12 protein-coding genes are annotated in these 17221 nt (G+C 72.6%); 5 read left to right on the top strand and 7 right to left on the bottom strand.

The genetic code is table 11. The annotated features are described in order from the left end of the window. Positions 1–14: 14 nt before the first annotated feature. A complete protein-coding gene (locus ABD844_RS03100; protein WP_344872705.1) occupies positions 15–893 on the bottom strand; it encodes a sigma-70 family RNA polymerase sigma factor in 879 nt (292 codons plus the stop codon). 362 nt (positions 894–1255) lie between these two features. On the opposite strand from ABD844_RS03100, the gene ABD844_RS03095 reads away from it, so the two are divergent. Both ABD844_RS03095 and ABD844_RS03090 read left to right on the top strand, forming a co-directional pair. Then, positions 1256–1756, top strand: coding sequence for an SRPBCC family protein (locus tag ABD844_RS03095; protein ID WP_344872703.1), 501 nt, complete (start codon positions 1256–1258; stop codon positions 1754–1756). A gap of 29 nt (positions 1757–1785) precedes the next feature. Then, positions 1786–4122 carry an FdhF/YdeP family oxidoreductase gene (locus ABD844_RS03090; RefSeq protein WP_344872701.1) on the top strand — a complete coding sequence of 779 codons (2337 nt, stop codon included), beginning with the start codon at positions 1786–1788 and terminating at the stop codon, positions 4120–4122. A gap of 9 nt (positions 4123–4131) precedes the next feature. Here the strand turns inward: ABD844_RS03090 and ABD844_RS03085 are convergent, their stop codons facing one another. The 4 genes from ABD844_RS03085 to sigJ form a co-directional block, all read right to left on the bottom strand. Further along, positions 4132–4851, bottom strand: coding sequence for a VOC family protein (locus tag ABD844_RS03085; protein ID WP_344872699.1), 720 nt, complete (start codon positions 4849–4851; stop codon positions 4132–4134). Between the two features lie 72 nt (positions 4852–4923). After that, a complete protein-coding gene (locus tag ABD844_RS03080; protein WP_344872697.1) occupies positions 4924–6123 on the bottom strand; it encodes a helix-turn-helix domain-containing protein in 1200 nt (399 codons plus the stop codon). Between the two features lie 129 nt (positions 6124–6252). Beyond that, entirely contained in the window at positions 6253–7509 is a 1257-nt protein-coding gene (locus tag ABD844_RS03075) for a serine hydrolase domain-containing protein (RefSeq protein WP_344872695.1), read from the bottom strand. A 161-nt stretch (positions 7510–7670) separates the two neighbouring features. After that, on the bottom strand, positions 7671–8639 hold the full coding sequence (gene sigJ / locus ABD844_RS03070; protein ID WP_344872693.1) for an RNA polymerase sigma factor SigJ: 969 nt from the start codon (positions 8637–8639) through the stop codon (positions 7671–7673). Between the two features lie 217 nt (positions 8640–8856). Here sigJ and ABD844_RS03065 point away from each other — a divergent pair, with 217 nt between their 5' ends. Both ABD844_RS03065 and ABD844_RS03060 read left to right on the top strand, forming a co-directional pair. Next, on the top strand, positions 8857–9363 hold the full coding sequence (locus tag ABD844_RS03065) for a carboxymuconolactone decarboxylase family protein (protein ID WP_344872691.1): 507 nt from the start codon (positions 8857–8859) through the stop codon (positions 9361–9363). A gap of 192 nt (positions 9364–9555) precedes the next feature. After that, complete coding sequence (locus ABD844_RS03060) at positions 9556–11136, top strand: serine/threonine-protein kinase (protein WP_344872689.1); 1581 nt, start codon at positions 9556–9558, stop codon at positions 11134–11136. An 86-nt stretch (positions 11137–11222) separates the two neighbouring features. Here the strand turns inward: ABD844_RS03060 and ABD844_RS03055 are convergent, their stop codons facing one another. Both ABD844_RS03055 and ABD844_RS03050 read right to left on the bottom strand, forming a co-directional pair. Further along, the gene (locus tag ABD844_RS03055; protein WP_344872687.1) at positions 11223–12143 is read right to left on the bottom strand and encodes an RAD23 family protein; all 921 of its coding nucleotides are present in this window, start codon (positions 12141–12143) and stop codon (positions 11223–11225) included. Between the two features lie 105 nt (positions 12144–12248). Then, a complete protein-coding gene (locus tag ABD844_RS03050) occupies positions 12249–13049 on the bottom strand; it encodes an isocitrate lyase/PEP mutase family protein (RefSeq protein ID WP_344872685.1) in 801 nt (266 codons plus the stop codon). 282 nt (positions 13050–13331) lie between these two features. On the opposite strand from ABD844_RS03050, the gene ABD844_RS03045 reads away from it, so the two are divergent. Continuing rightward, on the top strand, positions 13332–17033 hold the full coding sequence (locus tag ABD844_RS03045; RefSeq protein ID WP_344872684.1) for a S8 family serine peptidase: 3702 nt from the start codon (positions 13332–13334) through the stop codon (positions 17031–17033). Positions 17034–17221 lie beyond the last annotated feature (188 nt).

The following is a 17221-nucleotide window of genomic DNA, read 5'->3' as shown; positions in this document are numbered from 1 at the left end:
CCCGGCCGGGCGGCTCACGCCGGGAGCGGCAGGTCCATCGACGCGAGCGTGGCCGGGTTGGCGACGACCGCGATGCCGGTGATCCTGCCGTCCACGACGGTGAACGAGATGAGCGAGACCGGGCTGCCGTCCGCGTGCCAGGAGAGCAGTCCGGGCAGGCCGTTGACGAGCACCGCCCGTCCCCGCGCGGCCGCGCCGGCCGACAGGCGCGCCCCGGTGGCGACCGCGGTGGCGCCGAGCGTGACGACCACGCCGCCGGGGGTGTCCGCGGTCAGCTTCACATCGGGGTCGAGCACGCGCAGCAGCCCTTCGAAGTCGCCGCGCCGGGCCGCAGCCAGGAACGCCTGGACCACTTCCCGCTGCTCGCGTCCGGCGACCGCCGGGGGCTCGCCGGCCTGCACCTTCCTGCGGGCGCGGCTGGCGAGCATCTTGGCCGCGTCGGTGGACTTGCCGAGGATCTGGGCGATCTCGTCGAACGGCACCGCGAACAGGTCGTGCAGCACGAACGCCAGCCGCTCGCCCGGCCCGAGCGACTCGAGGACGACGAGCAGCGCCAACCCGACCGAGTCGGCGAGCGCCGCGTCGTCCTCCGGCGCGGGGCCTTCGTCGGCCGTCACGATGAGCTGGGGCAGCCGGTCGTCGTAGGACGCCTCGGGGCGGGCCCGGCGCGAGCGCAGGACGTCGAGGCTGATCCGGCCGACCACCGTGGTCAGCCAGCCGGCGAGGTTGTGGATGGTCTCCGCGTCCTGACGGGAGAGCCGCAGCCAGGCCTCCTGGACCGCGTCCTCGGCGTCGGCGTGCGATCCGAGTATGCGGTGGGCGACCGCGCGCAGCCGCTCGCGCTCGGCCTCGAACGCCTCGGCCAGCGGATCGGCGGGGTTGGTGTCGGACATCGTGGTGACCCTCCTCGGAGCTGCTCCGTCATCGGTGATGACGAGCCGGGAAGGGCACAGGTAACCGACGGCGGGGCGAACCCCATGCAACCACGCGGGAGGCACCGGTCGAACCCCGGCGCAGCCACCCGGCGCCGGACGCTCTTGACCATGAATTTGCGCTGGTCGGCACTGCGGTGGATGGAGTCGTGAAGTTCCCCGGCCCTACGATGAATCCAGGGTCACGCGGCTCGACGAGCACCCGGGAGACCGCATCGGGTGCGGTCGGATCATTGTTACGAGCAGCGCCGCCGTCAGCGCCGTACCTCCCCCGAGGGGCGGCGGCGCCGGAAGATGGGCGACCCGTGAACACTGTTGAGGCGATGGTAGAGATCGCGGTCCCGGTGCGCACCGTTTACAACCAGTGGACCCAGTTCAAGAGCTTTCCGCGATTCATGACCGTGGTGAAGCGGGTCGACCAGGTCAGGCCCACGATCACCCGCTGGGTCATCGGCTTCGGGCCGGTGCGCCGCGAGTTCGAGGCGGAGATCCTGGAGCAGCAGCCGGACTCCCATCTGATCTGGCGCAGCCTGGGACGAGGTCCCTCCCACCAGGGAGGGGTGTGGTTCCGCCCCACCATGTCCGGCACCACCACGGTCACCGTGCGGATCCGGATCGCCGCGCGCGGTCGCGCGCGCCTCGTCCCCCGCCCGGCCGGGGTCACGAGCCGGGTGCTCGGGCGTGAGCTGCGGCACTTCAAGGAGTTCATCGAAGGGCTCGGGCAGGAGGGCGGGGCCTGGCGCGGGGAAATCCGCGACGGACGCGTGCTGCAGGCCGAACCGGACCCGCCCAGGTGCCGGGTGCCCACCTGGCCCGTCGGCTGACCGCGTCCCGGAGACCGAGAGGTGACCTGATGCACAAGCGCCCGGACGACGAGCCGAAGGACCCGCTCCATGTGACCCCGCCCAGGAGATGGGCGGCGGGAGTGCCCGCGGTGGTGCACGCGCTGACGTACTCCCTCGAGCAGACGTCCCCGCGGCGGGCCGGAGTGACGCTGCTGACCATGAACCAGGTGGGCGGCATCGACTGTCCCGGCTGTGCCTGGGCCGACCCCGCGCCGGGTCACCGGCACCGCAACGAGTACTGCGAGAACGGCGCCAAGCACATCAACGACGAGGCGACGACCCGCCGCGTCACCGCCGACTTCTTCCGCCGGCACCCGGTGTCGGACCTGGCCCGGCGTTCCGACCTGTGGCTGAACCAGCAGGGCCGCCTCACCGCGCCGATGGTCAAGCGGGAGGGCCGCGACCACTACGAGCCGATCGGCTGGGACGACGCCTTCGAGCTGCTCTCCCGGGAGCTGACCTCGCTCGGCTCCCCCGACGAGGCCGTCTTCTACACCTCGGGCCGGGCCAGTAACGAGGCCGCGTTCGTGCTGCAGCTCTTCGCCAGGGCGTTCGGCACCAACAACCTGCCCGACTGCAGCAACATGTGCCACGAGTCCAGCGGCTACGCCCTGCACGAAACCCTCGGCACCGGCAAGGGGACCGTCCGCCTGCACGACCTCCACCAGTCGGACCTGATCTTCCTGGTGGGCCAGAACCCCGGGAGCAACCATCCGCGCCAGCTCTCCGCGCTGGAGCAGGCCAAGCGGCGCGGCGCCCGCATCGTCGCGGTGAATCCGCTGCCGGAGGCCGGGCTGCTGCGGTTCAAGAATCCGCAGGAGGTGAACGGGGTGATCGGCCGCGGCATCCCGATCGCCGACCGTTTCCTGCACATCCGTCTCGGTGGCGACCTCGCGCTGTTCCAGGGACTCAACCGCCTGCTGCTGGAGGCCGAGGACGCCCGCCCCGGCGACGTGCTCGACCAGGACTTCATCCGGGCCAACACCAGCGGTTTCGAGGAGTTCGCCCGGCACGTCCGCGCCGTCTCCTGGGACGACGTCACCGCCGCCACCGGGCTGACCCGTACGGAGATCGAGCGGGTCCGCGACGACGTCCTGCGCAGCGAACGCGTCATCGTCTGCTGGGCGATGGGCCTGACGCAGCACCGGCACGCCGTCCCCACCATCCGGGAGATCGTGAACTTCCTGATGCTGCGCGGGAACCTCGGCAGGGCGGGAGCCGGGGCCTGCCCGGTACGCGGGCACAGCAACGTACAGGGCGACCGCACGATGGGCATCTGGGAGCAGATGCCCGACTCCTTCCTCGACGCGCTCCAGCGGGAGTTCGGCTTCGACCCGCCGCGCGCCCACGGGCTCGACTCGGTGAACGCGATCCGGGCGATGCGCGAGGGCCGGGTCAAGCTCTTCCTGTCCCTGGCGGGCAACTTCGTCCGGGCCGCGCCGGACAGCGCGGTCACCGAGGAGGCCATGCGCGGGTGCCGCCTCACCGCCCACATCTCCACTAAGCTCAACAGGTCCCACACCGTCTGCGGCGGGACCGCGCTCATCCTGCCGACCCTGGGCCGTACCGAGCGGGACGTGCAGGCGGGCGGGGAGCAGTTCGTCACCGTGGAGAACTCGATGAGCGAGGTGCACACCTCCCGTGGCCGCCTGGAGCCGGCCTCCCCGCTCCTGCTCAGCGAGGTCGCCATCCTGTGCAGGCTCGCCTGCCGGACTCTCGACGACAGGACTCCCGACGGCAGGGCTCCCGACGGCCAGGCCTTCGACGGCAGCGCGGGCATCCCGTGGCGGGAGTTCGAGGCCGACTACGGCGCGATCCGCGACCGCATCTCCCGCGTCGTGCCGGGACTGCACGACTTCAACCGGCGGGTGGCCCGTCCCGGCGGCATCAGCCTGCCGAACCCGGTCAACGAGGGCGTGTTCCCCACGGCCCAGGGGAAGGCGCTGTTCACCCGCAACGCCGGGCCGGCGCCGCACGTCCCCGAGGGGCACCTGCTGCTGCAGACCATGCGCTCACACGACCAGTGGAACACCGTCCCCTACACGGCCGACGACCGCTACCGGGGCATTCGCGGAAGCCGCAAGGTGGTGCTCGTCAACCCGGCGGACCTGCGGGAACTCGGCCTGTCAGGAGGGCAGCGCGTCGACCTGGTCAGCGTGTGGACGGACGACGTCGAGCGGCGGGCCGGGGGCTTCGAGGTGGTCCCGTACCCGACCGCGCGCGGCTGCGCGGCGGCCTACTACCCGGAGACCAACGTGCTGGTCCCGCTGGACAGCGTGGCCGAGTTCAGCAACCAGCCGGCCTCGAAGGAGATCGTGGTCCGGCTGGAGCGCCTCGGCGGGTGAGGGCGCCGGTCAGCCGGTCGACAGGCCGAAGCGGTTGCCCCGCGGGTCCACCAGGCGTCTCCTGGGGTCGTCGCGGTCGGATTCGAGGGTGGCGCCCAGGCTCCTGGCCTTCTCCACCGTGCCCTGGCCGTCCGTGACGTGGAAGAGCGGCATCAGGTAGTCATCGCCGTACAGGCCGTGGTCGGCCAGGCCGCCGATCCGCCGCCGGTCCTGGCCGAGCACGTGGTAGAACGAGCCGGGCGCGGCCGGGTCCAGTTCGAACGTCCAGCCGAAGCACTCGAAGTAGAACTCCTTGGTGGCATCCACCTCCGTGGTGCCCAGCTCGAACCCGGCCAGGCCGCCGTCCACGATCTCTGGTGGGTGCGGCCTGTCGTCGAAGTACAGGGTGAAGGCGTTGCCCAGCGGATCGCGCAGCCTGGCGTAGACGATGCCCTCGCGGCCGGGAACGTCCGCGGCCTTCGCCGGTGTCACCACCGCGGCTCCGGCCAACTGGATCTTCCCTAGGGCCTCCGCCACGTCGTGGGCGAGGATCGCCGGGCTCAGCTCGTCGCCCGGCGTGCAAATCCCGCCCATCGGCCGCGTCCCGTCGCGGGCGACGATCTCGGTGTAATCGGCCGAACGGGGCTCGAACGTCCATCCGAACAGCCCGCCGTAGAACCGCGTGACGTCCTCGGCGTCGGTCGTGCCGATCTCGAACCAGGACACCGTGCCCGGCGAAGCAACGCTCATGGCCCGTGCATCGCCTCGTTCCGGCAATCCCTAACGACCACCCGGGTCAGCGGCCGGTCAAACCACCTGCTTTCAGACGAGGATGCGCCGATGCCCGGCCCGCTGCGGCGGGATCCGGATCCTGGCCAGCTCCCTGATGGCGCGTACCGCCCCCGTGCTCCTGGCCAGGTCGAACGCCTCGCGCACGGCCTCGATCGACCGTTCGCGCTCGTGGGCGTCGGCGTAGGCGTGGGCCATGCAGGCGCACGCGTACGCGGCGGCGCACGTCGAGGCGGCCTGCGGCGGCGCCAGTTCCAGGATCTCGATCGCGCCCCCGGGGCGGCCCAGCTCGACGAGACACCCGGCGCACAGGGCGTTGTGCGCCTCTGGCGAGGAGTCGAAGCGGTAGGGGGTGTCGTCCTCCGGTTCGGCGAGCGACTGGGCGGACTCGTCCAGCCTGCGCAGGCACATGTCCACGTCTCCTGCGAGGGCGTGGCCGTGTGCTTCGTGGTGCCGGGCCAGCGCGTCCATCCGTGGCGGGAGGTGGCCGCGTTCGCGGGCCGCGAGGGCCGTGGCGACGAGGCGGCCCGGGTCGTCCGTGTCGGACAGGCCGCTGCGCTGGGCGAGCGTGTAGGACTCCAGCAGCGGGTCCGCGGCCTCCCTGGCACCGCGGATGGCCTCGTCCGACCAGGCCAGCGCCTCGTCCGGGTCCCCGTTCTCGTGGTGCACGCGGCTGATCAGCTCCGCGTTCTCGGCGGCGAGCAGCAGCAGGGCGCGCCTGACCGGCGGACCGGCGTCGCGCCGGAACTCCTCGATCCCGGCGAAGACGGGCCGCAGCACGCTGATCTGGACGGCGGGGCGCGGGTCGGCCCGCGTGCAGGCGTCGACGAGCGCCCTGAAGTAGCCGACCGTGCCCTCGTCGGCCCGCTCCGGCGCCTCGATCGCCCGGCCGGTGCGCTCCTCCTCCTCGGCCGGGAACAGGCCCGGCAGCAGCGGCACCCCGGTCAGATGGTGCCACAGCGTGGTCCCGGCGGCCTCGCCGACGAACAGCTCCGTCTCGTCCACGCCGAAGGCGCGGCAGAGCAGCTCCGCGTCCCGCTCGCCGGGCCGCCGCTCGCCGTCCTCCCACCGCTGGATCATCCGGACGAGCGCCTCCCGGCCGGGCAGGAGGTCACGCTCGGTCTCGTCCGCCGCTTCCGTCAGCCGGTCCGCCAGCTCTCCCCGGCTCCACAGCCGCCCGCGGCGCAACACGCGCAACCGTGCTGCCCAGATCGGAACCTCGATGTCAGTCATGGCACGCCCCCACCGTCCGCGTGTGACTTTTGACCCCTTTCGGGCTACTTGTGCCCAAAATTCGCTTCTTGAGACCGAATCGGCAGGAGTCGCGGCCCGGCGGTCAGGGACCGCCGCTGAGGGGCGGCCTCAGAAGTACCGTGAGGTCAGGTCGGTGGTGGGCCAGGTCTTCACGGTGCCGATCGCCTTGCCGAGGATCGGGTCGATCGCATCGAAGTCGGGCGTGCCGGCCTCCTCCCGCCGGTTGAAGATCGCGCAGTAGCTGACGCCGTTCTGCACCCGCGCCAGGAAGCTGAACGTGCCCGGCATCGAGCCGTTGTGCCAGGTGTTCAGCGTGCCGACGTTGTTGTTGCGGACGTGCCAGCCGAGGCCGTACCAGGAGCCGCCGGAGTTCACGCCGGTCTCCGGCTTGGCGAACACGCGCGAGATCGACGTCTGGTTGAGCACCGCGCCCGGGGCGTCGAAGACGAAACCCCACTTCACCAGGTCGACGGCGGAGGCGACCCAGCCGCCGTTGGCGTCCTGGTTCGGCATGTTGAAGCCGCCGTAGGGGTAGGGCACGACCGCGCCCGTGTCGTCCACGACGCTCTTCCTCGTGTACTGCGACTCATACGGCGCCTCCGTGGCGAACGCCTGCGCACGCAGGCTCCGGCCGAGCCGCGGGCGGGTGATGCCGACGGGCGCGAGCAGCTTCTGCCGGACGTACGACTCGTAGCTCATGCCCGAGAGCTTCTCGATCACCCGGCCGGCCAGCATGTAGCCGTAGTTGCTGTAGACGTACTTGGCGCCGGGGGCGAAGTCGAGCTTCCTGGCCGTGACGTACTTCATGATGTCGGCGTGGTCGATCGGCAGCGGCACGCCGAGCGACGTGGAGATCGTCTGGTCGTACCAGAGCGGGTCGTAGGCTGCGTCGCGGTCCCAGCCGCCGGTGTGCTGGAGCAGCCGCCACAGGGTGACGTTCGCCAGCCGGGGGTCGGCCGTCGTGGACAGGCCGAGCAGGCTCGACACCTTCGTGCCCAGGCTGACCTTGCCGTCCTGGGCCAGGCGGGCGAGCGCCGCCGCGGTGAGGCTCTTGCTGAGGCTGGCGATCCGGAGCAGCGAGGTCGGCTGCACGAGAGTGCTCGTGCTGCCCTTCAGGTACGAGCCGTAGCCCCGGGCCAGCAGGATCTTCCCGTTCTTGGCCACCGCGAGCTGGGCGCAGGAGATGTCCCGCTCCGCGATGTACGTCTTCATCGCGGTGTCGAACCCCGCGAGCGCGGCCGGCACGACCCCGGTCGTCGGGATCGCGGCGGCGGCCTCGGCCATCGCGGGCCGGGCCCCCAGCGCGATGGCGGGCACCAGACCGGCCCCTGCTTGCAACAGTCGCCGACGGCTGAGCGTACTCACATATCCCCCTACAACCACAAAAGCTAACGAACGCCCCCTTACTACCACAATGAACGGCAGTCACGGGTTCCGTCCGCCAGGACTCACAGGTTCGGCCAGATGATCAAGCACGGCATCCGTTCGCCCGCCCGGCCGAGGGCGGCGTGCGGCGAACGCGGCGGTCAAGGAGCTTCGACTGGCGGGCGTCCCGACGGGTCCTCGTGGTGGGGTCCCGCCGTCCAGGGGCGGAGCTTTTCTGGGTTGCGTACTCCCCAGATACGGGTGATCCGGTCACCGGCCACCTCGAACGCCATCACCGCCACGGTGCCGCCGTTCTCCTGGATGACCAGGCCGGGCTGGCCGTTGACGGTCCGCTCCAGAAGCGTCAGGTGGGGCGCCCGCTCGGTGAGGCCCAGGGCGTAGTGCGCGATCTGCGCGCCTTCGAGCTGATGCGCGACGGCCTCGACCAGGCCGCCGCTGTCGGCGACCACCGTGGCGCCGGGGTCGAGGAGGCCGATGAGGGCGTCGATGTCCTTGGCCTCCCAGGCCAGCTTGAAGTCCTTGACGATCCGGGCCCGCTGGGCCGCCGGGGTCGCGGGCGCGTGCGCGTCGCGGAGGCGGCGGCGGGCCGAGGAGGCGAGCTGGCGGCAGGCCGCCGGGGTACGGCCGACGATCTCGGCCACTTCGGTGAAGGAGTAGCGGAAGACGTCGTGCAAAATGAACGCCACCCGCTCGGCCGGGGTCATCGACTCCAGCACGACGAGGAACGCCATGTTGACCGACTCGTCCAGGGTGATGCGGTCGGCCGGATCGCCTCCCGCCCGGCCGCTCGTCCACTCCGCGGGCTCGGGCAGCGGCTCGGGGACCCATTCGCCCACGTAGCGCTCGCGCCGGGCCCGCGCCGAGCCGAGCAGGTCGAGGCAGACACGTCCGGCGACCTTGGTCAGCCAGGCACCGGGCGAGGCGATGGCCTCCTGCTGCTCCGGGGACATGGCGTACCAGCGGGCGTACGTCTCCTGCACCGCGTCCTCGGCCTCGGCCAGGGAGCCGAGCAGCCGGTAGGCGAGATTGATCAACTGGCGCCGCTCGCCGACGATCGCGCTCAGGCCCGGGTCAGACCGGGCCGCTCCCGGCTCGGATGGGGCGGTCATGGGGTGGTCATGGTGTCGTCGGCTCCCTCGGTGCGACTGCCGTCACCCGTTCGACGAGACAGCGCCGCGAAGTGTGAGGTCCGCGCCGCACCTCACATTTCGCGCGCCCGTGCCGTCGGACTCATGAGACACCATCCGGCGCCTGCCCCGCTCGGCGCCCCCCGCCAGGCCGGACGTCTTCGAACCACCCTGAGAACACCGAAAGGAAGATCACCCGATGACCATCCCCGCGACGACCGGCCAGGACGAACTCCGCTCCCGGCTGCCCGACCCCTCCACGGTCATCCCCGAGGTGGGCACCATCGCCGGAGCCATGTTCAAGGCCGTCACGAACGGCTCGATCCCGCAGACCACGATCGGCCTGGTGCAGCTCCGCGCCGGGCAGATCGTCGGCAGCACCTACCACGCCGTCCGGCAGACCGGGGACCTCCGCACCGCCGGGGAGACGGAGGAACGCATCACCGCCGTGGCGACCTGGCGGGACGCCCCCTACTTCACCGACGCCGAACGGGGCGCGCTGGAGCTCGTAGAGGCCGTGCTCACCCCGAACCCGTCAGGGGAGCGCGTCCCCGATGAGCTGTACGCCAAGGCGGCCGCCCACTACGACGAGCAGGCGCTCTGGACACTCACCCTGGTGATCGCCCAGATCTGCTTCTTCGTCCCGGTCGCCCTCATCGCCAAGCCGATCCCCGGCCGGCCCCTCGGGCAGCACTACCACACGTAACACCCCGTGGAATGCGCTCAGGGCGAGGGACTTCCGCTCGCCCTGAGCGCGTCCGGCACGGGCGTCGGGCGGCTCTGCCCGATCTGGCGAATTGTCACTAGAATCCTGACTGCGCTGCGGCGATGGCCTGGCGTGACCCTGCCAGGAACGGCGTGCCGGTGGCAGCCCGCCTCGACGTGCGCGGAGGAGCTCATGCCCGCTGGCCCGCTGGAGCCGGGAGACCCGCGAGTGCTCGGAGCGTTCCAGGTCGTAGGCAGACTGGGCGAGGGCGGGCAGGGGATCGTCTACGAGGGACGCGGCGCGTCCGGCGACCGGGTCGCGATCAAGGTCCTCAGAGGGGGCACCGATCCCGACACCCGCCGCAGGCTGGCCAGGGAGCTGGAGTCGGCCCGCCGGGTGGCTCCCTTCTGCACGGCGCGCGTACTGGAGGCGGAGCCCGACGGGCCCGTCCCGTACGTGGTGAGCGAGTTCGTCGCGGGCCCCTCGCTGCAGGAGCGGGTACGCACCGGCGGCCCCCTGCGCGACGGCGACCTCGACCGGCTGGCGGTGGGCACGGCGTGCGCTCTCGCGGCCATCCACGGCGCCGGGGTCGTGCACCGGGACTTCAAGCCCGCCAACGTGCTGCTCGGTCCCGACGGGCCGCGCGTGGTCGACTTCGGCATCGCCCGGCCGCTCGACGCCGGCACCGCGCCCTCGACGCTGTCGGGCACCCCGCCGTACATGGCGCCCGAGCAGCTCAAGGGCGATCACGGCTCTCCGGCGGCCGACGTCTTCGCCTGGGCCGCGACGATGGTCTACGCCGCGACCGGACGGGCGCCGTTCGGCAGCGACACCGTGGCGGCCGTCTTCCAGCGCATCCTCACCCAGGAGCCCGACCTTTCCGGCATTCCGCGGGGGCTGCGCGAGACGCTGGCCGCCTGCCTGGCCAAGGAGCCGGGGACGCGCCCGTCCGCCCGCTCGCTCATGATCCGCCTGGTGGATCCCGGGGCTCCCACCGTCGCGGTGCCCGACGTCGGTCAGGTCCCCAGCGTGTACGTCCCGCCGAACTGGTCCGGCCCCGGCGCGACCCGCGTGCTCCCGGCCGGCCCGGTCCCCCAGGCCACCGACGGACGGACGATCCCCGCTCCCCCGCCGGGGGCGTACCCCGGCCAGGACGGCTCCACGGGCGTGCGGATCCACCGGCGCGGGACGCGTCCGGTCGCAGCCGTGGTGGCCGTCCTCGTCGCGGCCCTCGCGACGGCGGGCGTGCTGTACGCGAGCGGGGCGATCGGGCGCCCCGCAGAAGGCGACCGGCCGACGTCGCAGGCGCTGCCGGAGACGTCCCCGACTCGGGAGACGACCTCAGGACCGGCCCCGACGCCGTCCCCGGCCCGGGAGGCGACCTCAGGACCGGCCCCGACGCCGTCCGCGGACCGGGAGACGACCTCAGGGACGACACCCCTCGCCTCGGGATCGGGCCAGATCCCCGAGACCTTCGCGGGGACCTGGACCGGACAGGTCGTCTCCCAGGACGACCGCCAGAAGCCCGTCGAAATCACCATCACCCTGGCGGCCGGGCAGCGCACGGGCACATGGGCGAGCGGCGCGTGCACGCTCACCGCCACGCTGACCAGCGTCGACGGCGACACCGTGCTGAACATGACCGTGGCGCAGCGGGACCAGTGCGTGGGCGGGGACATGACCCTCACGCTGAACGACCCCGACGCCCTGACCGTCGTCCAGCAGGAGGGCGCGAGCGCGCTGGAGTACCGCGGCGACCTGCGCCGCTCCTGACCGCCGCGAAGGAGCGCGGCAGCCGCACGGCCCGCGCCCCTCCTGACCTGCCCGAACGCCGTGGATGCGTGCGCGCGCCCGGCCGTTCAGCCGGCGCGGGCGATCTGGAACGAGTAGGCCCCGGTCTTCGCCGTGCCCGACCTGACGACCAGCGCGTAGCGTCCGTCGCCGTTCGAGAGCGGCAGGTCGAACTCGTAGCCGCACAGCGGGAACGGCTGCCGGGCGTCGGCGACGCTCTTCTCTGCGGCGTCGTACAGCTCCAGCTCGATGGCCGTGCACGCGCCCGCGCCGCCGAGCACCTTGATGGCCGTGGCGCCGTCCGAGTCGAACTCGAAGCGGTCGACGCGTCCAGGCACGTCCAGGCGTCCGGCCCCGGCGGGGTTGCCCTCGCCGATCTTCAGGCCGATCGCCACGGGGAACGTACGGACCTTGACGGTGGCGATCCGGAAGGCGTACGCGCCGACGACGTTCGTGTTCCCCCAGACCTCCAGCCGGTGGCCGCCCGCCTTGGTCAGCTTGAACAGCGAGGTGCCGAAGCTCAGCGCCACGCTGGAGGGGCCTAACGGCTCGCCGTCGACCTCGGAGAACACCTGGAGCTGAATGTCGTCGCCCTGCATGTCGGTGACGTAGAACTCCCTGGCGTCGCCCAGGTCCAGGGTGAAGGTGTCCTTCTGCCCCGAGCGGGTCAACTCTGCCGAGACCGTGCTGCCGTCGGTCAGGACGCCGCCCGGCTCGACCGCCGCCGCGCCGCCGTCCTGGGCGGTCTCGGCGGGGGTCGGCGCGGTCGTGGCCTCGGCGGGCCCAGTCTGGGCCTCGGTCTGGGCCTGAGGCTGGGCCTCGGGAGTGCTCTCCCTGGGCGCGGCGGCCGAACTGCTGGTCACGGGGCCGGTGCCGGCGTCTCTGGTCTCGCCGGCGAGGCCGCATCCCGCGAGTGCCACGAGTGAGAGAACGAGGACGGCACCGTAGCGGCGCGGTGCGGCTCGACGTACCCCAGGGAAATGTGTCATGGCTGCCATTCTTCGCGGCGCGCTTACAACCCGATTGCCCGCAACTATCCCAGCCTTGAAAGCCGGGGGACGCCCTGGGGCGAGGCCGCGCCGCCGCGCCGGGCGCTACTCGGTGAACAGGTCGTTCAGCTCGCCGAAGCCGAGGGCGCCGTCGAGGGAGTCGAAGGTGCCCTTGCCGAGCAGTTCGAGGGTGACCTGCCGAGCCGTGGTGTAGGCGGCCTGGGCGACGGCCATGCCGAGGCTGATCCTGCGTACTCCGGCGGCGGTGAGCGCCGCCACGTCGGGGCCGCCGGCCATGGCCATGGCGTTGACCGGGATCGGCGCCGCCTCGGCGAGGGTGCGCAGCGCGGTCAGGTCGAGCAGGCCCGGCACGAAGATGCTGTCGGCCCCGGCCTCCGCGTAGGCGTGCGTGCGGGCGATGACCTCGTCCAGGTCGCCGAGGCCGAACAGGATGACGTCGGTGCGGGCGTTGAGCACCAGCTCGTCCAGGCCCGCGTGGGTGGCGGCGGCGCGGGCCCGGCGGATGCGGGCCGTCTGCTCCTCGACGGTGTGGAGCGGGCCGCCGGCCGCGCGGGAGTCCTCCAGGTTGACGCCGACGGCGCCGGCCGCGATCACGTCGGTGATGGTGGCCGTCAGGTCGTCGTAACCGCCCTCGATGTCGGCGGTGACCGGGACGTCGACGACGGCCGCGATCCGGGCGACGATCCCGATCGCGTCGGAACGGCTGAGCGCCTGGCCGTCCTGGCGGCCCTGGCTCCAGGAGACCCCTGCGCTGGTCGTGGCGATCGCGGGTGCGCCGGCCGCGGCGATCACCGCGGCGCTGGCGGCGTCCCAGGCGTTGGGCAGGAGCAGCACCGACTCGTTCTGCAGCGAGCGGAGCCGGTTGGCCTTGTCGGCGGCGGTCATGCGGGTAACTCCTCGGTCGACGTGGTGCTTTCACTGCTGACGGGGTCTTGCTCGGCTGACGTGGGCGTCGCCGCATCAGGTATAGCGCCGGGCCGACCGACGTGCCCGGCGGATTTCGGACATCATCCCCTGATCCAGCGGCTCGGCTGTGACGGGTGGGGTGGCGGATACCTGACGTGTCAGGAGTTCGCCACTGACAGCTATGGGAGTGGAACGTCCGTTTTCTGAGAGTATGTCCCGTACATGATCAACGGCGCGGGACCATAGGGAGGACCCCCGAGGATGCGACCACTTTCCCAGGTCATCGCGGCGACCACCGGCGCGGCCGTACTGGCCTTAGGCCCGGTGGTGCCTGCGGGCGCGCAGGCCGGAGCCCCACCCGCCACGCCGCCCGCCACACCGCCCGCCACTCCCCCGGCGGCGCCCCCGGTCACCCGGACGCTGACGCTGGTCACCGGCGACGTCATCGACGTGCAGACGTACGCCGACGGCCGCCAGGTGGTCAGCCCTCGCCCCACCCCCGGCCGGACCCAGCCCGCGTTCAAGACCGTCGACCGCGACGGCGACCTGTACGTGATCCCGGAGACGGCCCGCCCGATGCTGGCCGCGAACCGGCTGGACAGCGAGCTGTTCAACGTCACCACCCTCATCGAGGCCGGTTACGACGACGCCCACCGCGCCTCGCTCCCGCTGATCGTCAGCTACGGCAAGAGCGCCGCCCGCTCGCTCACCGCCCAGCCGGTGCCGGCCGGGGCGCGCAGGACGCGGGTGCTGGCCAGCGCCAACGCGACGGCCGTCGAGCGCACGCCCGCCCAGGCGGCGGCGTTCTGGAACGCGCTCACCTCGTCGACGGCCAAGGCGGTGGCGGCGCCGTTCGAGAAGATCTGGCTCGACCGGCCGGTACGGGCCACGCTCGAGACCAGCGTGCCGCAGATCGGCGCCCCGGACGCCTGGCAGGCCGGCTACGACGGCAAGGGTGTGAAGGTCGCCGTGCTCGACACCGGCGTCGACGCCACGCACCCCGACCTCGAAGGCCGCATCACGGAGGCCGTCAACTTCACCGACGCCCCCGACACGGCGGACCGCAACGGCCACGGCACGCACGTGGCCGCCACGATCGCGGGCAGCGGCGCGGCCGACGGCGGCAAGCGCAAGGGCGTCGCGCCCGCCGCTTCCCTGTACGTCGGCAAGGTGCTCGGCGACGCCGGCCAGGGCTCCCTGTCGTGGATCGTCGCCGGGATGGAGTGGGCGGCGGCGCAGCAGGTCGACGTCGTCAGCATGAGCCTGGGCACCAACGACCCCTCCGACGGCCAGGACCCGGTGAGCCAGGCGCTCAACACGCTCTCCAGCCAGTCGGACGCGCTGTTCGTGGTCGCGGCGGGCAACGCGGGCCCGGACACGCGCACCGTGTCCTCGCCCGGCGCCGCCGACGCGGCGCTCACCGTCGGCGCGGTCAGCAAGCGCGACGAGCTGGCCGCGTTCTCCTCGCGCGGCCCCCGGCCCGGCGACGACGCGCTCAAGCCCGAGATCAGCGCCCCCGGGGTGGCCATCGTCGCCGCCCGCGCCGCAGGCACCGGCCTCGGCACCCCGGTCGACGACCGCTACACCTCGCTGAACGGCACCTCCATGGCCACCCCGCACGTCGCGGGCTCGGCGGCGCTGCTCGCCCAGCGCCACCCGGACTGGAGCGCCCAGCAGCTCAAGGCCGCCCTGGTCAGCACGGCCAAGCCGGTGTCCGGCGACCTCGACGCGATCGGCGCGGGCCGCGTGGACGCCGGGCGCGCGGTCGCCCAGCAGGTGTACGCCAGCCCGGCGACGATCAGCCAGCCCATCGTGGCCGCCGACGCCGAGCCCCTGACCTCGACGGTCGACCTCGTGAACGCGGGCGACGCGGCCGTCACGCTCGACCTGGCCCTCGACGTACGCGACGCGCACGGCGACCCGGCGCCCGACGGCATGTTCACCCTCCAGGCCGCCCGCGCCGACGTCGCCGCGGGCGGCCAGACGCGGGTCACCGTGGCCACCGACCCGTCCAAGGGCACGCGCGGGCGCTACACCGGACGCCTGCGCGCCACCGCGGCGGGCGTCGAGGTGACGGTCGCGATCACGCAGACCGTCAGCCCGACCAGGCACCGCGTCGAGATCCCCGTCACCTACCGCGACGGCGGCGCGCCCGGCGCCGACTCCAGCGTGGACGTCCTCGACCTGGACACCGGCGAGTTCTACGACCTGACGGTGCCGGAGGACGGCAAGCTCGTCGCCGACCTGCCCGCCGGACGCTACTCGATGATGGCCACGATCTTCGAGCGGCGGCAGGTGAGCGTGCACTCCTCGGAGGTCGTCTTCGCGGGCGACCCCGACGTGGAGATCACCGGCCCGGCCACGGTCCCGATCGACGCCCGTCCCGCCAACCTCGTCCGCCTGGACACCACCAAGAGGACCGAGCACCTGCAGGTCACGATCGGTCACGTCCGCTATGGAGAGGGACCCGGCCTGAACTCGTCGTGGATGATGACGTCCGCGACCGAGCGCGCCTACGTCACGCCCATCCAGAAGGCGGAGACCGGCGTGTTCGAGATGTACCACCACTGGGACCTCTACCAGCCGGTCGCCACCGCCACCGCCAACGGCAAGGACGTGCGGCTGACCCACATGGAGTACGGGCCCAAGTTCGACGGGCGGCGCGACCTGCGCGTCCACGACGGGGGCACCCGGGAGGACTTCACCGGCGTCGACCTGTCCGGCACGCTCACGCTGCTGACCTACCGGCCGGACGCGGACATGTTCCCCGCCGTCGAGAGCGCGGCCAAGGCCGGGGCCTCGGTCGTGGTGATCGCGCTGAACGAGCCGGGCGGCGCCCTGGCGTACTGGGGGGACGGGCTGCCGACGCCCGCCTTCACCACCGGCTTCGAGGACGCCGCGACGCTGCGCAAGGCCGGCCGGGCACGCCTGGAGGGCACCTCGGTCAGCCCGTTCTGGTACGACGTGCTGCGCTGGCACGACGGCGTGCCGCGCGACCTGCGCTACGAGATCTCGCCGCGGACCATGGCCCGCATCGACGCCACCTACCACGGCACCACGGACGAGCTGGGGTACGGCACGCGGGCCAGCTTCCGTCCCGCCGTCGGCAGCCTGCCGATCAAGCCGTCGCCGGTCGTCGGCCCGATGCGGCGCGAGGAGTGGACGACCCCCGGCGACCTCCTCGTCCGCACCAAGGTCCAGCGTTCCGGCGAGGGCGGCGAGCTGATCAGCGGCGACCGCTCCTACCGGGCGGGCCAGCGGCTCGACGAGCACTGGTTCGCACCGGGCGGGCCCGGCCAGCCGCGCAGCCTGTCCAGCGGCTACGTCGACTACGGCCTGCCCGCCCAGCGCACCGGTGACCAGGTGCGGATGATGACGCCCGCGTTCGGCGACTCCGAGCCCGACCACTTCGGGTTCGTCTCCGCGGTGGGCGACGAGGCGTCGTTCAAGCTGTATCGGGGGGACGAGGAGCTCGCCTCCGGCGGGGAGCTGTACAACCAGGCGTTCACGTTCCCCGCGGAGCGGGCGTCGTACCGGCTGGAGCAGCGGGCCGCGCGGAGCGCCCCGTGGTGGGGCACGGCCACCAGCACGGCCACGACCTGGACGTTCTCCTCGGGCCGGACGGACGAGCGGGAGGTGCTGCCGCTGTTCACGATCGACTACGACCTCGGGGCCGATCCGCGTAACGCGGTCTCGGCGCGCGGGCGGCACACGTTCGCGTTCGGGGTCAGGGCGCCCACCGGGGCCGCTCCTGCGCGGATCGCCGGGGCCGCGGCGCAGGTCTCGTACGACGACGGCGCGACCTGGGCGACGGTCCGGGTGGACCGGCTCCGCGACGGGACGTACCAGGTCAAGACCGACCACAAGCGGCGCAGCGGGCACGTTTCGCTGAAGGTGGCGGCCTGGGACGGGTCCGGCAACCGGGTCGACCAGACGATTGTCAGGGCGTTCGCCCTGAAGTAGGCCGCCTCCACCGCGTACGGTTCGGCGAACGGCGAGACAGGCCCGCGGCACAGCGGTACAACTGAGGCCGAAGCTCCCGGCAGCCGATCTCGACACACGGTGGAAGCGGCGATGACCGAAACCCTGGCTCACTCCAGGCGACCCCGGTCCGCGGAGGTCCGCGGACCGGGCGGAGCGAGAACGCCCGC

The organism is Nonomuraea antimicrobica, from assembly GCF_039536965.1.
Classification (GTDB): Bacteria; Actinomycetota; Actinomycetes; order Streptosporangiales; family Streptosporangiaceae; genus Nonomuraea; species Nonomuraea antimicrobica.
Note: the sequence above shows the minus strand (reverse complement) of the source record. Positions and strands in the feature narration are given on the sequence as shown.

Excerpts from the sequence above, each read along its gene's own strand:
- ABD844_RS03100 (WP_344872705.1), bottom strand. The coding sequence starts at position 893 with ATGTCCGACACCAACCCCGCCGATCCGCTGGCCGAGGCGTTCGAGGCC.
- ABD844_RS03095 (WP_344872703.1), top strand. The coding sequence starts at position 1,256 with ATGGTAGAGATCGCGGTCCCGGTGCGCACCGTTTACAACCAGTGGACC.
- ABD844_RS03090 (WP_344872701.1), top strand. The coding sequence starts at position 1,786 with ATGCACAAGCGCCCGGACGACGAGCCGAAGGACCCGCTCCATGTGACC.
- ABD844_RS03085 (WP_344872699.1), bottom strand. The coding sequence starts at position 4,851 with ATGAGCGTTGCTTCGCCGGGCACGGTGTCCTGGTTCGAGATCGGCACG.
- ABD844_RS03080 (WP_344872697.1), bottom strand. The coding sequence starts at position 6,123 with ATGACTGACATCGAGGTTCCGATCTGGGCAGCACGGTTGCGCGTGTTG.
- sigJ (WP_344872693.1), bottom strand. The coding sequence starts at position 8,639 with ATGACCGCCCCATCCGAGCCGGGAGCGGCCCGGTCTGACCCGGGCCTG.
- ABD844_RS03065 (WP_344872691.1), top strand. The coding sequence starts at position 8,857 with ATGACCATCCCCGCGACGACCGGCCAGGACGAACTCCGCTCCCGGCTG.
- ABD844_RS03060 (WP_344872689.1), top strand. The coding sequence starts at position 9,556 with ATGCCCGCTGGCCCGCTGGAGCCGGGAGACCCGCGAGTGCTCGGAGCG.
- ABD844_RS03055 (WP_344872687.1), bottom strand. The coding sequence starts at position 12,143 with ATGACACATTTCCCTGGGGTACGTCGAGCCGCACCGCGCCGCTACGGT.
- ABD844_RS03050 (WP_344872685.1), bottom strand. The coding sequence starts at position 13,049 with ATGACCGCCGCCGACAAGGCCAACCGGCTCCGCTCGCTGCAGAACGAG.
- ABD844_RS03045 (WP_344872684.1), top strand. The coding sequence starts at position 13,332 with ATGCGACCACTTTCCCAGGTCATCGCGGCGACCACCGGCGCGGCCGTA.